The organism is Dyella sp. GSA-30 (genome assembly GCF_027924605.1).
GTDB lineage: Bacteria > Pseudomonadota > Gammaproteobacteria > Xanthomonadales > Rhodanobacteraceae > GSA-30.
The window spans coordinates 4,819,408-4,836,621 of the sequence record NZ_AP027042.1 but is presented as its reverse complement, the minus strand read 5'-3'; the positions used below and the strand labels follow the sequence as shown (position 1 = coordinate 4,836,621).

The 17,214-nt window shown below is 62.5% G+C and carries 16 protein-coding genes; 9 read left to right on the top strand and 7 right to left on the bottom strand.

The annotated features are described in order from the left end of the window. Positions 1-59 precede the first annotated feature (59 nt). From glnD to dapE, 6 genes are all read left to right on the top strand, one after another. Positions 60-2,693, top strand: coding sequence for a [protein-PII] uridylyltransferase (glnD, locus tag QMG46_RS20740; protein WP_281849792.1), 2,634 nt, complete (start codon positions 60-62; stop codon positions 2,691-2,693). 87 nt (positions 2,694-2,780) lie between these two features. Continuing rightward, on the top strand, positions 2,781-3,608 hold the full coding sequence (gene dapD, locus QMG46_RS20735; protein ID WP_281849791.1) for a 2,3,4,5-tetrahydropyridine-2,6-dicarboxylate N-succinyltransferase: 828 nt from the start codon (positions 2,781-2,783) through the stop codon (positions 3,606-3,608). Between the two features lie 25 nt (positions 3,609-3,633). Further along, a complete protein-coding gene (locus tag QMG46_RS20730) occupies positions 3,634-4,389 on the top strand; it encodes a hypothetical protein (RefSeq protein WP_281849790.1) in 756 nt (251 codons plus the stop codon). Next, positions 4,386-4,748, top strand: a complete 363-nt coding sequence (locus QMG46_RS20725) for a Spx/MgsR family RNA polymerase-binding regulatory protein (protein WP_281849789.1) — start codon at positions 4,386-4,388, stop codon at positions 4,746-4,748. Before QMG46_RS20730 ends, QMG46_RS20725 begins: the two co-directional genes overlap by 4 nt. Next, positions 4,745-5,239, top strand: a complete 495-nt coding sequence (locus QMG46_RS20720; protein WP_281849788.1) for a DUF2165 family protein — start codon at positions 4,745-4,747, stop codon at positions 5,237-5,239. Before QMG46_RS20725 ends, QMG46_RS20720 begins: the two co-directional genes overlap by 4 nt. Positions 5,240-5,246: 7 nt before the next feature. After that, entirely contained in the window at positions 5,247-6,377 is a 1,131-nt protein-coding gene (dapE, locus tag QMG46_RS20715) for a succinyl-diaminopimelate desuccinylase (RefSeq protein WP_281849787.1), read from the top strand. On the opposite strand, the gene QMG46_RS20710 is transcribed toward dapE, so the two are convergent. The 3 genes from QMG46_RS20710 to QMG46_RS20700 form a co-directional block, all read right to left on the bottom strand. Next, positions 6,374-6,883: a DUF4019 domain-containing protein gene (locus QMG46_RS20710; RefSeq protein ID WP_281849786.1), complete on the bottom strand. Its 510-nt coding sequence runs from the start codon at positions 6,881-6,883 to the stop codon at positions 6,374-6,376. The genes dapE and QMG46_RS20710 overlap by 4 nt on opposite strands. A gap of 145 nt (positions 6,884-7,028) precedes the next feature. Continuing rightward, on the bottom strand, positions 7,029-9,467 hold the full coding sequence (locus QMG46_RS20705; RefSeq protein ID WP_281849785.1) for a penicillin acylase family protein: 2,439 nt from the start codon (positions 9,465-9,467) through the stop codon (positions 7,029-7,031). Next, a complete protein-coding gene (locus tag QMG46_RS20700; protein ID WP_281849784.1) occupies positions 9,457-10,251 on the bottom strand; it encodes a phosphodiester glycosidase family protein in 795 nt (264 codons plus the stop codon). The genes QMG46_RS20705 and QMG46_RS20700 overlap by 11 nt, the downstream gene beginning before the upstream one ends. 116 nt (positions 10,252-10,367) lie before the next feature. Between QMG46_RS20700 and QMG46_RS20695 the strand changes: the two genes are divergently transcribed. Further along, positions 10,368-10,856 (top strand): NUDIX hydrolase, encoded by a 489-nt coding sequence (locus QMG46_RS20695; RefSeq protein ID WP_281849783.1) that lies wholly within the window; start codon positions 10,368-10,370, stop codon positions 10,854-10,856. 1,138 nt (positions 10,857-11,994) lie between these two features. Here QMG46_RS20695 and QMG46_RS20690 read toward each other — a convergent pair. Both QMG46_RS20690 and QMG46_RS20685 read right to left on the bottom strand, forming a co-directional pair. Continuing rightward, positions 11,995-13,206: a beta-ketoacyl-[acyl-carrier-protein] synthase family protein gene (locus QMG46_RS20690; protein WP_281849782.1), complete on the bottom strand. Its 1,212-nt coding sequence runs from the start codon at positions 13,204-13,206 to the stop codon at positions 11,995-11,997. Positions 13,207-13,209: 3 nt separating this feature from the next. Then, positions 13,210-13,458: an acyl carrier protein gene (locus QMG46_RS20685; protein ID WP_281849781.1), complete on the bottom strand. Its 249-nt coding sequence runs from the start codon at positions 13,456-13,458 to the stop codon at positions 13,210-13,212. Positions 13,459-13,653: 195 nt separating this feature from the next. Between QMG46_RS20685 and QMG46_RS20680 the strand changes: the two genes are divergently transcribed. Then, on the top strand, positions 13,654-14,712 hold the full coding sequence (locus tag QMG46_RS20680; RefSeq protein ID WP_281849780.1) for a GNAT family N-acetyltransferase: 1,059 nt from the start codon (positions 13,654-13,656) through the stop codon (positions 14,710-14,712). Next, positions 14,699-15,574 (top strand): hypothetical protein, encoded by an 876-nt coding sequence (locus tag QMG46_RS20675; RefSeq protein WP_281849779.1) that lies wholly within the window; start codon positions 14,699-14,701, stop codon positions 15,572-15,574. The genes QMG46_RS20680 and QMG46_RS20675 overlap by 14 nt, the downstream gene beginning before the upstream one ends. Here the strand turns inward: QMG46_RS20675 and QMG46_RS20670 are convergent. Both QMG46_RS20670 and QMG46_RS20665 read right to left on the bottom strand, forming a co-directional pair. Beyond that, positions 15,571-16,770, bottom strand: coding sequence for a DegT/DnrJ/EryC1/StrS family aminotransferase (locus tag QMG46_RS20670; protein WP_281849778.1), 1,200 nt, complete (start codon positions 16,768-16,770; stop codon positions 15,571-15,573). The genes QMG46_RS20675 and QMG46_RS20670 overlap by 4 nt on opposite strands. 9 nt (positions 16,771-16,779) lie before the next feature. Beyond that, positions 16,780-17,211 carry a DMT family transporter gene (locus QMG46_RS20665; RefSeq protein ID WP_281849776.1) on the bottom strand — a complete coding sequence of 144 codons (432 nt, stop codon included), beginning with the start codon at positions 17,209-17,211 and terminating at the stop codon, positions 16,780-16,782. Positions 17,212-17,214: the final 3 nt, after the last annotated feature.

The window sequence follows — 17,214 nt, the reverse complement described above, 5'->3', positions numbered from 1 at the left end:
GCGAGGCCGGCCGCAAACGCGGCTTTACAGCAAGCGCAGCGAGCGGCTTTACTGTCCCCATGGTTGCCTCCGTTTCACTCCCGCCGCTGCCCCGCCTCCCCATCGCCATTCCCCGCTCGGGCGTATCGAGCGAGGCGCGGCGTGCGTTGCGGCAATTGCTCGGCGACCTCGATCGCGCGCTTGCCACCGCATTTCGCGATGGTGCCGATGCCACTGCGTTGGCGCGGCGGCGTGGCGAGTCGGTGCAGCGGATCGTCGTGCATGTGTGGAATGCGTGCCTGGGCGATGTGACCGAGGCGGCTCTGTTCGCTATCGGCGGTTTCGGCCGCGGTCTGTTGTTTCCCCATTCGGACGTCGATTTGCTGGCGCTGGTCGAGCACGGCGATCCGCCGCGTCTGCGTGCGCTGGAGCAATGCTTCGCCACCTTGTGGGATGTGGGTCTGAAAGTCGGGCATGCGGTGCGCAATCCCGCGCAATGCAAAGAGCTGGCCGCGCAAGACCCCAGCGTATTTACCAGCCTGCTCGATGCGCGCCGTCTCGCCGGCGACCCAGCGTTGGAGGAACGCCTGCGCGCGATCGTCGACGACCCGCAACTGTGGCCGCCGCGCGCCTATCTCGACGCGCGCCTGGCTGAGCGCAATGCGCGGCATGCGCGTTTCAACGACACGGCCTACAACCTCGAACCGAATCTCAAGGACGGTCCGGGCGGCATGCGCACGCTCGATTCGTTGCGCTGGCTGGGTCGCCGACTGGCGCACGCGAACGATTTTCGCGATATGACCGCCGATGGTCTGCTCGACCCGGCCGAACAGGAGACGCTGGAGCAGGCCGAGGCGACGCTGCGTCGCTATCGCTGGGCCTTGCACCTGGAAGCCGGGCGGCCGGAAGAGCGCCTGTTGTTCGACTACCAGCGCCCCTTGGCGGAGCGGCTGGGGTTTCGCGACGAACATGCGAAGAACCTTGGCGTCGAGCAATTCATGCAGGGCTATTACCGCGCTGCCAGTCAGATCGATCGGCTGGGCGCGCAAATGGTCGAGCGTTTCGAGGAGATGCTCGAAACGCCCAGCGAGCCGCAGCCGGTCGGTACGGATTTCGTACGCTACGGTGCACGTCTGGCGGTACGCGATCCGGATCAATTGCTCTATCGACCCGCCACGCTGGTCGAGCTGTTCATTGCGCGCGTGGAAGCGCCCGGTATCGTCGGCTTTACCGCCGACACGATGCGTCGACTGCACCAGGCGACGGCCGTACTCGAAGGCCAGCTTGCCGACGATCCGGCCGTGCTCGATGCCTTCCTGCGCCTGCTGCGCATGGGCGCGCCGGCGGTCGATGCCTTGTGGCGGATGAATCGCCACGGCTTGCTGGCGGCGATCCTGCCGGCGTTCGGCCGCGTATTTGGCCGCATGCAGTACGACCTGTTCCACGTCTACACCGTGGACGAACATACCTTGCGCGTGCTGCATAACGTGGCGCGTTTTGCCGACCCTGCGGCCAGGGCGGATTTCCCGATCGCCTGCGAAATCTGGCCGACGCTGGAACAGCCCGAGCTGATGCTGTTGGCTGCCTTGTTCCACGATATTGCCAAGGGGCGTGGCGGCGATCATTCGGTGCTGGGCGAAGAAGAGGCACGAAGCTTCTGCGCCAAGCTCGGCCTGGCTTTCGAAGACGGCGAACAGGTCGCCTGGCTGGTGCGCTGGCACCTCCTGATGAGTACGACCGCGCAGCGCCAGGACATCACCGATCCTGACGTGGTGCAGCGTTTTGCCGATCTCGTCGGCGACCGCAACAAGCTGGATCTGCTTTACCTGCTGACCATCGCCGACATCATCGGCACCAGTCCCAAGTTGTGGAACGGCTGGAAGGACCGCCTGCTCGCGGACCTCTATACGGCCACACGCTACGCACTACGCAGCGAAGAAGAGGTCTTCGGCGACGCGCCTACCCGGATGCGCGAATGTCGCGAGCGTGCCCTCGAGTTGCTGGAAGCCGAAGGTTTTTCCAAGGCGGCTTGCGTGCGGACCTGGGCGGACTTTCCCGAGCTCAGCTTTCTACGTCACCGCCCGGAGCAGATTGCCTGGCAGACGGCGGCGATCCTGCGTGCCAACGGGGCGACGCCGCTGGTCGAAGTCCATCCGCTTTCCGTCCGCGGCACCACGGAGTTGTTCGTTTACGTTCCCGATCGCGATGGCTTGTTTGCGGCGTTGACGGCGATGCTCGATCGCCTGCATTTCTCGGTGATGGAGGCGCGCATCCTCAGTTCGCACACTGGCATGGCGCTCGATACGTTCCTGTTGCTCGACGCCGCGACCCAGCAGCCGGCCACCGAAATGCGCGCCGAAGAACTCAAGCAACGCATGCTGCGCGCGCTGGCACAGCCGGGACATACGCACCAGCCGTCCAAACGCAATATGTCCCGCCACCTGAAGCATTTTCAGTTCGCACCGAAAATCGCCTTCAACGTGGTGGGAGACCGCACCCGCCTGTCGCTGGTGGGAACCGATCGTCCGGGTCTGCTGGCGGCGGTGGCGCAGGCGATGGCCGAGGCCGGCGTTCGCGTGCATGACGCACGTATCGCCACCTTCGGCGAGCGCGCTGAGGACTTCTTCCTGGTGACCAACCGCAATGACGAGCCGCTCAGTCTGCCGCAGCAGGATCAGCTCTTGCACAAGCTGCTCGAACGCATCAACCGATAGATTCGACCCCGGATTTTGCGCTGCCATGCAGCACAGCGCGGCGCATTCTCGCTACTATCTCCGCTGGTTTCTTTTAGGCTCCTTCTCATGCAAAGCATCGAATCCCTGATCGACGACGCCTTCGAACGTCGCAACGAGCTGGCCCAGGCCGAAGTCGAAACGCATCTGCGGCCAGCGGTGGAGCAGGTGATCGACTTGCTCGAATCGGGCGAGCGTCGCGTTGCCGAGCCGGACGGTAAAGGCGGCTGGACGGTAAACCAGTGGATCAAGAAGGCCGTGCTGCTGTACTTCCGCATCAATGGCAACCGCGTGGTCGACGGCGGCTCGGCGCAGGCGTTCGACAAGGTGCCGCTGCGCTTCGCGCACGGCAACGACGTGGAGCTGGAGACGCTTGGCGCACGTGTCGTACCGGGCGCGCTGGTGCGTCGTGGCGCCCATATCGCCAAGGACGCCGTGCTGATGCCCAGCTACGTCAATATCGGTGCCTATGTTGGTGCAGGCAGCATGGTCGACACCTGGGCAACGGTCGGCTCCTGCGCGCAGATTGGTGCGGGCGTGCATCTGTCCGGCGGCGTCGGCATTGGTGGTGTGCTCGAGCCGTTGCAGGCCAATCCGACCATCATCGAAGACAACTGCTTTATCGGTGCGCGCTCGGAAGTGGTTGAAGGCGTCGTGGTCGAGCGCGGCAGCGTGATCGGCATGGGTGTGTTCCTCGGGCAGTCCACGCGCATCTACAACCGCATGACCGGCGAAGTCAGCTATGGCCGTGTGCCGGCAGGCAGCGTCGTCGTTGCCGGCAGCCTGCCGGCCAAAGACGGTTCGCATAGCTTGTACGCCGCGGTTATCGTCAAGCAGGTGGACGAGAAGACGCGCAGCAAGACCGGTATCAACGAACTGCTGCGCAGCGCGGAGTAATCGCATGCAGGGGTCAGAAGCTTCGATGCGGTCGCCACGCGTTTACGTGTTGGCTGCCATCGTCGTTCTTCTGGCTATTGCAGCGGTAGCATTGCCACCCTATGCGCAGCCGCAGGGCTATCACCAGTTTGCCGATCGACGCAGCTGGCTGGGCATACCCAACACCGGTGATGTGGCATCCAATGCGTTCTTCCTGTTGTTCGCCGTGATCGGCTTGTGGACGGTGCAGCTGCCTGCGGTCAGGGCGATGAACACCGCGGCGCGGCATGCCTATGCGCTGATGTTTTTCGGCCTGTTGCTGACCGCGTTCGGGTCGAGTTACTACCACTGGTCGCCATCCGATGAGCGACTGGTGTGGGACCGCCTCCCGATGACCATCGTGTTCATGCCGTTGCTGGCGGCCACTTTCGCCGAGCGTTTGCGCTGGCGTTCGGACATGGCCTTGATCGTGCTGACGCTGTGGGGCGTGGGAACGGTCGTGTACTGGAAATTCAGCGGCAATCTACTGCCTTATCTGATCACCCAGGGCGGCTCGATCCTTCTATTGCTGCTGTCATTGATGCTCTTGCCCACGCCGTGGAGCGAGCGACGCTGGCTGGTGCCCGCACTCGCTTGCTACGCATTGGCATTTGCCTGCGAACAGCTTGATCCGGTCGTTTTTCGTGCGACAGGCGAGCTGGTGAGCGGGCACACGATCAAGCATGTCGCCGCGGCATTCACTTTTTTCTTCATCATTCGCATGCTGCAACGACAGCACCTCACGATGGAAACTCAGCAATGACCGCTGCCACGCTCTATGGACTTCCCAACTGCGATACCTGCAAGAAGGCGCGCAACTGGTTGGCACGCTTCGAAGTGCCGCATGACTTTGTCGACTACCGGGCCAATCCTGTGCCGGCAACCACATTGAAAGCGTGGGCCGAGCAGGTGGGCGGTTGGGAGAAGCTGGTCAACAAGTCCAGTACGACCTGGCGCAATCTGCTGCCGCAGCGCAAGAACCCTGGCAGCGATCCGGAGTGGACCTTGCTGTTGAAGGAGTATCCGGCGCTGATCCGTCGCCCGGTAGTGGTCCAGGCCGATGGCGCGGTGAGCGTCGGCTTCAGCGATAACGGCTTCAAGAAGTTGTTTGGCCGAGGATGATTTTTCGGCTGACCAGGATCCTGGTGATCGCGGCGCTGGCGTTGCAGATCAGCCTTGTCGCCTTCGGCAACATCACCGATTACGGCACCAACCTGGCGTTTGTGCAGCATGTGTTGGCGATGGATACGATCTTTCCCGATGCGACCATCCACTACCGCGCCATTACCTCGGTGCCACTGCAGCATGCGGCGTATATTTTGATTATCGCGTTCGAGACATTTGCCGCGATCCTGTGCTGGTCTGGCGTGTGGCGCATGTGGCGTAGTCGTCGCGCATCGGCCGCTCAGTTCCAGCGCGCCAAGGGATTGGCAGCGGCAGGTTTGAGTGTGGGTCTGTTGATCTGGCTCGTGGGCTTTATGGGGATCGGCGGTGAATGGTTCGGCATGTGGATGTCGGATCATTGGAACGGCATCGAGTCCGCGTTTCGCCTGGCGATCCTGTTGCTTGCCGCACTGATTTATCTGGAAAGGCGCGACGCCGAATTGGAATGACACCGCTATGTCCGACGTTTTTGACCTGACTTGCGATTTGATACGCCGCCGCTCCGTCACGCCGGAGGATGCGGGTTGTCTGTCGCTGATTGCCGCACGCCTGGAGAAACAGGGTTTCCGAATCGAACACCTGCGTTATGGCGATGTCGACAATCTATGGGCCGTGCACGGACAGAGCGGTCCGCTACTGATGTTTCTTGGGCATACCGATGTCGTGCCCACGGGACCGGAAGCCGACTGGCAGAGTCCGCCGTTCGAGCCGACCGTGCGGGATGGCTATCTCTACGGCCGTGGCGCGGCAGACATGAAAGGCTCGGTAGCGGCGATGGTCGTCGCGCTCGAAGCCTTTGTTACTGCCCGGCCAGAGCATGCGGGTCGTGTCGGGTTGCTGCTGACCAGCGACGAAGAAGGTGTGGCGTTGCATGGCGTGCGTGAGGTGGTGGAGCATTTCCGCGCGACCTGTGAAACCATCGACTGGTGTGTCGTAGGTGAGCCCTCGGCGAAAGCGAAACTGGGCGATCTGATTCGCGTCGGTCGTCGCGGCTCGTTGTCGGGCACGCTGACCGTGCGCGGCGTGCAAGGGCATGTGGCGTATCCCGAAAAGGCACTCAATCCGATTCATGCAGCTGCGCCCGCCCTGGCCGAATTGGCGGCGCAAGTATGGGATCAGGGCAATGCGGATTTCCCGCCGACGTCCTTCCAGATATCCAATCTCAATGCCGGTACCGGTGCCAACAACGTTATCCCCGGTGCGCTGACGGCGCTGTTCAATTTTCGCTTCAGTACCGCCAGTCGTGCCGAAGAACTGCGCGAGCGCGTCGAAACGGTACTCGGCAAGCATGGTCTGGACTGGCATATCGATTGGCATCTTTCGGGCGAACCGTTTCTGACCCCGCCGGGCGGCAGGGTGCGTGATGTCGTGGTGTCGGTGTGTCTGGATCTGTGCGGTGTCGAGCCTGAGCAGAGCACGGGCGGCGGGACATCGGATGGTCGCTTTATTGCGCCACTTGGCGCCGAGGTCGTGGAACTGGGGCCGGTGAACGCGACGATTCACAAGGTCGACGAATGCGTGGCCATTGCCGACTTGGAGCGTTTGCCTTCGCTGTATGAAGCCATCTGCGAGCGAATGCTCGCCTAAGGACGCGCCGCGGCAGCCTGCGCTATCGGTGGGGCCTGCTCGTGAACGGGGCGTACGGTATAGCCCACCGGCGTCCACTGGTTGCCGTTACGCATCAGCGAAACGGTTTCCAGCAGCGGCGCATTGGTATAGGTCGCGCTGTAGATCACATTGAGATATTCGCCGGGCGGCAAGCCGCTGGGATCGCTGATATGCGCGACCTGTAGCCACTCGCGGCCTTTCAGTGCGCCCCATTGCCGATGCAGGCCAGTGAGATATTTTTTCCAGGCGCTCTTGCTGACGCTCTTTTGCAAGACACCATCGCTGTTCTGCCACATGACGTCGGCTTGATCGGCATCCGCTTGCGCGAGCCAACTGCTGGCCGTAGCCATGGCGTTATCGAGTGTCTGCGTATCCTGCGCATGAGCGCCGATCGCGACAACCGAAAGCGTCATGCTCAGTGTGATCACAAGATAGTGAGCGCGCTTTACAACGCGCCGAAGAGCGACACGATCAATCTGGCTCATGCTCGCTTGCCTCCTTGTGCGACGTGCTATCCCCAAAGTGCATCGTCAGTAAAGCAAAAGCGTTGTTTCGCAGTGCGACCGACCTCCCCGGTCAGCGCACTGTGGCCATGAATGTCCTCCTGCCAGCGAGGGCAGTCAAGCGCGATTAATGTGGCGGGCGCAGTGTCAAGGTGTAGTGATCCGGCCCGGGCAGCAAGGGTGTCGGACGGCCGTTCACCCAGTCCTCGTGGCCCGCGCCGTAGAACGGTGACAGCGGGTTGTCGCTCTGGCCACCAGGCATATGCAGGATGCTTTGGGCCTCGTGCCCCGGACTGACGTCGAGACGTTCCGACGCCCCAAACGCGGGTCCAGCCACGCGCGGCATATTGGTATCGCCCGCGAGCGCCTCTTGGGGCATGTTCAGTAGTCGTGCAAGCGGACTCGGCAGGACGCGCGCCAGCGGTTGATCGATGGCCGCGCGATTGGCCTCGCCCCAGGTACGTGCCGACAGGCCGCCCGGCTGCTTGCCCAGATCGTTGGCAACTTCGCGCGCCGCGCCTACCAGCAGGCTATCCCAGTCGCTGTATTTGGGGTCGAGCAGATTCATCGGTTTGTCGCGGACCATGATCCACACGGCGGCTTCGGAGCTACTCAGGTTTGGCCAGGTGAAATCGCTGTAGCGGGCCTTGAGGCGCTCGACGAAAGGTGCGAGCGCATCTTTGAAAACCTGCTCGCGGAATGCGCGCACCAGGCGATAGTCGACGCTGTCGACTGCGGCACGGTTCGTCCATTGCGCAGTGAGCTGGCGCAACTGGACCAAGGCGGGTTCCTGTGTGCTGGCCAGCGTGTCCTGCAACAAGCGCTGCCAACGCCCGAGGAACACGGCGCGGTTATCCAGCTGCACATCCAGCAGATTGCCGGGCGAGAAACTGTTGCGTGCGCGTAAGTCGTCGCGGATCTGCTGGGCACGGGCGCCAAGATCGTGGCCGCCGTTGCCGAGCACGGCAAGCTCGGGGCCGTCGACTGTGCGGTTATTTGCGGTCCACAGCCGGCCATCCGCCGGATCTTCGATGCGCGGATATTGCGCAGCAGGCAACCAGCCCATCCAGCCGTGCTCGGCAAGCGAGCCGTCGATCGCATGCTGCGGATCGACATTCGAGCGAAGCGGGATGCTGTTGGCGGCGATCGTCCAACCGATATGCCCAGCATTGTCGGCGACCAGCAGATTCTGCGGGGGCATCCCCAAGGTAGGGGCCAGATCGAGTGCGGCGTGCGTGCTGTTCATACGTTCCAGCGACGCGAAGCCCAGGTTGTAGCCGTGGGCCATGCCACCGACCCAGGCCAACGCAAGCGGCGCACCGTCGGCATCGGCGGCCATGATCGGCCCCCAGCGCGTGTCTTCCACCGTGAGCGTGCGTGAGGCCGCTCCCCTGATGTGAATGACTTCGTCATGCGTCTCGATCGTGGCCCAGCCTTCAGGCACCTTGTAGCGCGACTTGTCGCTGGGATCGCGTTGCACGCGGAACCAGTCCTGCCAGTCGCCGTAACTGTTGGTGAAGCCCCACGCTATCTGACCATTGCTTCCAACCACCATGGCGGGCGTACCGGGCAGGGTGACGCCGTTGACCTCACGCGTGCCGTTGGGTGCGGTGCTGTCGGTATATCGGAAGCGTGCACGGAACCAGATATTGGGCACGCGCAAGCCCAGATGCATATCGTTGGCGAGGATGGCCGCGCCCGTTTCAGAGAGGTTGCCGGCGATGGCGAAGCTGTTGCTGCCGGGTCGCGCATCGTCGAGCGCGGGCGCGATCGCCGAGGCAAGCACGCTTGCATCGCTGCTCGAAGCGGCAGGCGTAGTTTTGCGCAGGTCGAAAACATCCGGGCCAGGAATCACTGGCGGTCGCGAGAGATCGCCCCTCAGCGGCGCTTCCCAATCCGGATTGGGTGCGAGCAGGAAGTCCACCAGCGCATCGGGCAGTTCGGAGCGCATCCGGATGATGCGTAATTCACGTTGGTTACGGCCGTCTTCGTTGAGGTCCAGATACATCGCCGCGACGATCAGGAAAGTGTCTTCCGGGCGCCACGCCTTGGGCTGTGTCTGCAACAACAGATATTCCCACGGGCGGGTTTGCAGGTCGGCCAGACCGGCGTTGACACCCGCTGCGTAGCGGATCAGTTGCTGCTGCTGTTCCGGAGGGAGCTGTGCGTATGCTGCTTCGGCGACGGCGCGCAAGCGATGGCGACGATGATTGAGGTCGGTGTCGAGCGCGGCCGGCCCGACGAGTTCGGCCAGTTCGCCGGCAGCCAGGCGGCGCATCAGGTCCATCGAAAAATAGCGCTCCTGGGCGTGCACATAACCAAGTGCGTAGTCGATGTCAGCGCGATTTTTTGCTTGCAGCGTGACGGTGCCCTGTGCGTCGCGGGTTACGGCCACCGCATCGCCGAGACCGGGGAGGGTTCGTTCGCCGCTCAGTTGTGGGCGGCTGCCGTATATCAATGCCCAGCCGGTAAGCAGTGCGGCGAGGATGACGATGACGATGAGCGAAACAAGGAAGCGCAGCCAGCAGATACGGCCACGCTGTGTCCTGCGTGGCTTACTCGTCATTGGCGAAAACAGCGAAGATGCCAGCATAGGGTTTGACCATGAACGTGGGTGCGCCGGCATAACCGGCACCATCGAGGTAGAACTGTGAGATGGTGCCATCCAGGTACAGCGCATCACGGCAGCCGATCTGGTCGCGGAACAGGCGGGCGAATGTATGGAAATTCACCGGCGCCGTGCTGACCGCAAACACCACCTCGTGCGGTGTACGCGCGCAAACGCCGCTTCGCCATTTCATGCTGGACGAGTCGTCGACGAATTGATTGTTGAGCTGCCCGTCGATCACCAGCATCGGTCCGGACTGGGTTGCCCATTGTGCGGGCTTGCCATCGGCCTTGAAGTCGGTGCTGCTGCGTACTGCCGCGCGGCCATCGGGGTAGATCGCAAACACGCCGTTCGGCTGCAATGAAAAATTACCGGATGCCGGATTGCCTCGCGCGAGGTTCAACGGCACCTGTGCCTTGCCGTTTTCGACGTAAAGACCCAGCGGTGAGAACTGGCGGTCGTAGATGCCGGCATTGGCCGCGAACAACAGTTTCCGGTTTTTGGCCATGCCCCATTGCCGAAGCGTTTCGATCGTACCGAACGGCTCGCCGCTGTCGGGGTTTTTCCAGAACAGGGCTAAGGGCTCGCGTGCGATATCGACGGTGACGACTTTGAAACTCTGGCTGTCGAACACGATGTCGTTGCTGTCGACGGCCTGTGCCTGGCGCGTGCATCCGGCCAGGAAGCCGAGGATGGCCAGTGGCAACAAATAAAAGGGGAGACGTCGGGTGGGCGCGCACATAGCGCTGATGGTCGCCGGGGTGATACGACGGATGCAAGTCCATTACGCTTGGGGCGATTCGGCTGCGGCGCGGGTGTTGGCGCGCTAAACTGTTGTTTTTACGCGCAGCCGACGTTATGCCCTACACCCCTATTGTCGCTACCCTCGGCTACGTGCTGTCCGCGGACCGTCGTCGGGTGCTCATGATTCACCGCAATTCCCGTCCCGACGACATTCATCTGGGCAAGTACAACGGCCTGGGTGGCAAGATGGAGCCGGGCGAAGACATCGCCGCCTGCATGCGTCGCGAGATTCTCGAAGAAGCCGGTATCGAGTGCCAGTCGATGCGTCTACGCGGCACCTTGAACTGGCCGGGGTTCGGCAAACAGGGCGAGGACTGGCTGGGTTTTATTTTTCTGATCGACGCCTTCAGTGGCGAGCCTTTTGAGCGTAATCCTGAGGGGGCGCTGGAATGGGTAGAGCGGGATCGCCTGATGGAGCTGCCGATGTGGGAGGGCGATCGCCACTTCCTGCCGTTGGTGTTTGACGAGGATGCGCGGCCGTTTCATGGGGTGATGCCGTATCGGGATGGGAAGATGCAGTCGTGGGGGTTTACACGGTTGTGATGGGGTTTGCCTTGGCACCACATTCTCGTCGTTCTGCAGGGTTCGCCTCATTCTCCAACCTCGTCATCCCCGCGTAGGTGGGGATCCAGTGGCTTCGGTGTTGGGTTGTCGCTGGAGCGTCTGTCGCTCTGATTCTGCGCTTCGGCTAGAAAGTCGCCTTTGGCGTGTTTCGCCGACCTGCCGGTCGCCGAGTTACTTTCTTTGCTTGTCCACGCACGCAGTGCGAACGGCGTTAGCCGGCCCGAAGGGCGGAGGGCCGCAAGGCCCGGAGTAAAGAAAGATAACCAAAGAAAGGACACCCCTAGTCCGCCGTCGCTGCGCGACCGTGAGGCTTGGCCGGGCTTTTCGACAGGACGTCCCTGTCCTGTCGAAAAGGACTCGGCATCCCTGCCGAGTCCCCCTTCGGGGCCTGATCGTCCAAACCTCACTCGGCTCCCGAGGCGGCCCCAATAGCTGACCGCTCGCTACGCATCGCTTGCCAAGAGCGAAGATCGACCTCCAACCTCGCTCCATCTCCCCTATCCGTCATTCCGGCGCAGGCCGGAGGCGCTTTTCAACAGCGAAGCTGGTCATCCATACCTCAAGGTTTCCGCTTGCGATATGTCGTCTGACGAGCGAGAGCCTGAGGAGTAGATTCCGGCCTGCACCGGAATGACGAGAGGGGTAGGCGAGGGTGAGGGAGCACCTTAAGTCCTCGCCGCCACGACGCCTCGCGCACAGCTCCGGCGCACCTCAGAAGCGCCAGAAGTGTCCCCTATCGATTCGAGTAGGCGGCACGAACGGTTGTATCTCTCAATGCTGCTCAGAGCCTTGGCTCTAAAGGCCATTCTCTCTTTGGTTACTTTCTCTTTACTCCGGACCTAAAGGTCCTCCGCCCTGCGGGCCGGCTTCGCCGTTCGCATGCGCTACGCGCAAGCGTGGGCCAGCAAAGAGAAAGTGACTCGCTCGCCGGCAGGCGAGTGAAACGCCCGCTGCGTAAGCGGCCAGATCGCCCGAACACCCAGGCAAGAACCAAGCACTGACGCCACTGGGTGACCAGCTTCGCTGTTGTAAAGCGCTTCCGGCCTACGCCGGAATGACGAAATAGGAGAGGCTGCGCAAGCGGCCACGTCGCAAAAACACCAGCGCACCAAAAAACCTACTTCCACCTCCTCAACGCCACCACCGCATTCAACCCCCCAAACGCAAACGAATTGCTCACAGCGGCAGAAACAGCCATCTCACGAGCAACATTAGGCACATAGTCCAGGTCGCAAGCCGGATCCGCCTCCAGATAATTCAGCGTAGGCGGCACAATCCCCTCGCGCAGCGCCCCCATCACGGCAATCATCTCCAACGCCCCGGCAGCCCCCAGCGCATGCCCATGCATGGGCTTGGTCGAGGACACGGCAAGCTTGCGCGCATGCTCGCCAAAGACCTGATGAATGGCACGCGTCTCGGTGCTGTCGTTCGCCTGGGTCCCGGTGCCATGCGCACTGATGTAATCAACCTCATCGGGCGACATCTCTCCGTCGCGCAGCGCGGCCCTCATGGCTGCCGCAGCCCCCACATCCGAGGGTGCTGCGATATCGCCGGCATCGGAACTCATGCCGGCGCCGGCCAGCTCGGCCAGGATGGTGGCGCCGCGCTGCTGTGCATGTTCCAGGGTTTCCAGCACAAACATGCCCGCGCCTTCGCCCAGCACGATGCCGCGGCGGCCGGCGCTGAAGGGGCGGCATTCGGGAGCGAGTACGCGCATCGCTTCCCATGCGCGCAGGGTGCCCAGCGTGATGCAGGCTTCGGTGCCGCCGGCTACGGCGGCGTCGACCAGGCCGGAGCGGATCATCATCGCCGCTTGTGCAAACGCATGGTTGGACGAGGCGCAGGCACTGGCCACCACGAAGGTAGGGCCGGTGATGCCATGGGCCATGCTGATATGGCTGGCCGAGGCATTGATCATCATCTTGACGATGCCCAACGGGTGCAGCCGTGATGCGTTGTCGGCGTACAGGCGCCGGTATTGATCGTCGCGTGTGGCTTCGCCGGACGCGCCCGTGCCGACGACGACCGCGGTACGCGAGGCATTCTCGCCTTCGAAACGGATGCCCGACTGCGCGATCGCCTCATCGGCCGCCACCAGCGCGTACTGACCGGCCAGGTCCATCATCGCCGCCCGCTGTTCGGCGATGCGCGAGGTGGGATCGAAGCCTTTGATCTCTGCGACCACGCCGCCGGCGCGCAATTGATCGGCCGGGACGCGTTCAATGACGCCGATGCCGCTGCGGGCCTGGGTCATGGCTTTCCAGGTGGAGGCGGCGTCATTCCCGAGGGCGCAGATCGCCCCCATGCCTGTAATCACTATTCGGCGCATGGGTTATCCGGCGTTCTTGGCCGCGAGCTGCCGATCGATCGCTTCGACCAGATGGCCGACGGTGCCATTGTCGAAGTCCGTATCTTCGTTGGGCAAGGTGACGTCGAAATGTTCTTCCAGGTCGAAGATCACTTCGATGGCGTCGAGGGAGGCGATGCCCAGGTCTTTCAGGGTCGACTCGACCTTGATGGTGTCGATGTCGATCTTGGCCTGTTTGGCGATGATCTCGAACGTTTCCTGCTGTGTACTCATTTTCGCTGTCCTCTTATCCAAAAAGGAGGTTTTGGACGCGATGCGCCCGCCGCTTTCGCAAGCCTGACGAACTCGTTGGGCGTTGTCCAGCTGGGGTCGATGGGGACGTTGATCCTCGAACCTTTCGCCGGGCTTTTCGAACCCGGAGGCGCGCGGTCGTATGCTATGCGTCGGTTTGCGGTGGAATCCTGACGCGTGCGGTACCTGAATCAGCTCGAGCCCGACGCCCTGGTGGCGAAGTTCGCCGAGCATCCTCCTGTCGATTTTCGTGTGCTGGATGCGGCGGGTACGCCGGCCTTCGCCGCGGCCTTCGATCTGTTGACGACTGCCGACGCCCCGGTGCGCAAGCGCATGCTGGCTGCACCGGGATACCGCTGGTGGGGACGCCTCTTGCGCTGGCGCACGACCTTTGTCGGCACTACGGTTTCCGAATACGCCTTGTTCCCCCGCGATGCGAACGCCGATACGTTGCCCGGTGCCTTGCGCCAGGCCATCGGCAGGCAGCAGCGACTCTCGGTCGTCAAGGACATCCCTTCGGTGTCGCCTTTGCTCGACGATGCCAGCAATCACTGGAACCAGGCGTTTGCAGACGCTTGCGCGAACGAGGGCTTCATTTTGCTCGAAGGCCAGGCATTGGCCTATGTGCCCATCGACTTTGCGAACGAGGACGAATACCTCGCCCGTCTTTCCTCGGGACGCCGAAAGGATATACGCCGCAAGTTGCGCAAGCGCGAACAGGTCGAGGTGGAGGTCGTGCGCTGCGGGGATGCGTGCTTCGCTGCCGATGCGCTGGTGGACCAATTTTATGCTTTATATGAAAACGTCTATGCACAGAGCGAAATCCATTTCGATCGGCTGAGCCGCGACTTCTTCGCCGCTGTGTTACGCGATGCAGCGGTGAACGGCGTGATTTTCGTCTACCGCCATGAAGAGGCGATGATCGGTTGGAACATCTGTTTTGTGGTCGACGGCAAGTTGATCGACAAATACGTCGGCTTTGTCTATCCCGCCGCACGCGAGCACAATCTGTACTTCACCAGCTGGTTTCACAACCTGGCCTGGGCGCGCGAACGTGGCCTGACCCACTATGTCGCCGGCTGGACCGATCCCGAGATCAAATCCTATCTCGGCGCAAAATTTACCCTGACCCGGCACGCGATCTATTTGCGCAATCCGTTATTGCGCGCACTGGCGCGGCGACTTGGCCGATTCTTTGAAAGCGACAGCCAATGGGCGACGCATGAGCAAGCGTGATCCGCTGATTCTTGATTTCGACAGTTCCATTGGCGAGCTGCCCGGTGCGACGGTCATTGCCTTGAACGACTGGCAGGAAGCGATCCGCTTCGGCTGCACGCTGGGTACGTTCAGTACCTTGCGCAAGCACCTCGATACGCAGATGCCGGCCGATTACGGCACCGTGCTGATGGGGTCGGGCGATTATCACCATCTCACCTGGCCGCTGGTGGAGCGTCAACGCGGCAAGGGTCCGTTTCAATTGGTGGTGTTCGACAACCATCCGGACAATATGCGTTTTCCCTGGGGCATCCACTGCGGCTCATGGGTGCGCAAGGTGGCGATGCTTCCTTATGTGAGTCACGTGCATGTGGTCGGCATCACGTCAGGCGACATCGGCGCCAAGCACGCGTGGGAGAACTACTTGCAGCCGTTGCGTGCTGGCAAGTTGAGCTATTGGTGCATGGACGTAGACGTTGCCTGGGCGGCGAAACTTGGCATTGGCGACGCCTTCCGGCGTTACGACGATCCCGATGCCTTGACGGCCGCCTTCGTGGCGCAGCTGCGCAGCGCGCCGCAGGCGACCTATCTTTCGATCGACAAGGATGCTTTCAGTATCGATACCGCACGTACCAATTGGGATCAGGGGCGTATTGAAGAACATCACGCCATGGAGATCATCGAGGCGTTGCGCGGGCGCATCATCGCCAGCGACATCAATGGTGAGGTATCCGCGTATAGCTATCGCACCTGGTGGAAGCGCTGGCTGAGCGGCATGGACGGCCAGACGCCGGTGCCGCAAAGCGAACTCGACGCCTGGCAGGCGCAACAGCGCGCGCTGAATGCACGGCTGTTGACAGCGATCGCGGCCAGCAGCCTCTAGCCTGAGGCAGTGCGTTCCAGCACGTCGCAGATGCGCGCGAATTCGCTATCGCGCAGCCACAGGCTGTTGCTGATGGTCAGTGAACGTGCGGCGAAGTCGCGCGCTCGCGGCAATGCGGTCGGTGCGACGATGTCGCGCAGATACCCATAGTCGGGCAGGGCGTGGATAAACAGCCGGCTGACGCCCAGGCCGGCGGTCCAGAGTTCTTTCAGTGCCGCGTCGCGTGCCGTTTCGCTGGGCATCAACAGCAAGAGGAATGGCCACACGCCTTCATCGCCGGCGGCATCGTCGAATGCGACGATGCCGGGAATGCGGCGCAACCGTTCAAGTCGCCGTTGTGCCTGCTTGCGTGTCTCCTGCAAAAAACCATGCAGTCGCGGCAGCGCACGTGCGCCGACCGCCTGTCGCCAGCGACTGACGGTATGCAAGGGAATATCAGGGCCGAAATCGTCGCCGACGGCGGCCACGGGGTCGTTCGCGGCCAGCGCCTTGCGCAACGGATTGCCATAGACCAGCGACAGCAGCGACGGCCGATACATCAAGGCGTAGCCCGTCAGTTCCAGCGCGCGTTGCCGGTCCATGCGCGGGTCGGCGTGAATGATGTCGTTGTGGCTGGCCATAAGCGCATCGCGCATGGCCGAATCGCGTGCCGTCAGCAGGCCTCCCTCGAACAGGGTCAGCCCTTTGCCGACCGCCAGACTGAAGAAGCCCGCATCGCCTAGCAGGCCGACGCTGCGACCATCCTGGCGCGCACCGGTAGCTTGTGCGGCGTCCTCGATGACGAAGGCACCGGCGCGTCGCGCGATCGTGTTGGAGGTATGGACGTCAGCGACGCGGCCGGCGATATGCGTGGGTACGATCGCCAGCGTGTCAGGACCCGTGACGGCCGCCAGCTGTTCGGCGTCCATGTCGTAGTGATCCGGTGCAAGATCGCAAAGGCGCGGTACCAAGCCGGCGCGATGAATGGCCAGTGCGACCAGCGGACAGGTCCAGGCCGGTACGACCACTTCATGTCGTTCGGGCTTGAGCTTGCGCATGGCATGCAGCGTGACGACCAGCGCCGCTGTTCCCGAGCATTCCAGTTGCAACGGCGGTGTGCCGAGCCATGCGGTGGCTTGCGCGGCGAAATCCGCGCTGCCCGGACGCAGGTCAGTGACGTTGAGCGGAAGTCCGGCAGTCGGCGGAAGTTCGCGCATGGCCGCGTCTCAGTCGCCGGCAGCTACGCCCAGCGCCCCTTTGGCTTCGGTCGGCGCATCGTTTTCTGGATGCGCGCCGGTTTCGGCAAACGCCAGGCAGACGATACCGGCGACAATAACCGCCGCGCCCAGTACGCGCGGCCAGGTCAGCGGCTCGTGGAACAGGTAGGCCGAGAACAGCATCACGCTGACCACTTCCAGGTGGGTGACGGCAAAGGCCGGCCCGATCGGCGCGTGCTTGAGCAGAGTCATCCAGGTAAAAAAGTTGCCGACGTAGCCGACTACCGCAAAGTAGATCCACGGATGACCAAAGACACGCACGATCCACGCCCAGTTCGCTTCGGGCGGAAACGCATGGTTGCCGGCATATTTGAAGCTCAGCTGCACGATGGTGTCGAACAGCACCAGCACGGTGAAGCCGATCAGGTAGAAACGCTTCATCGG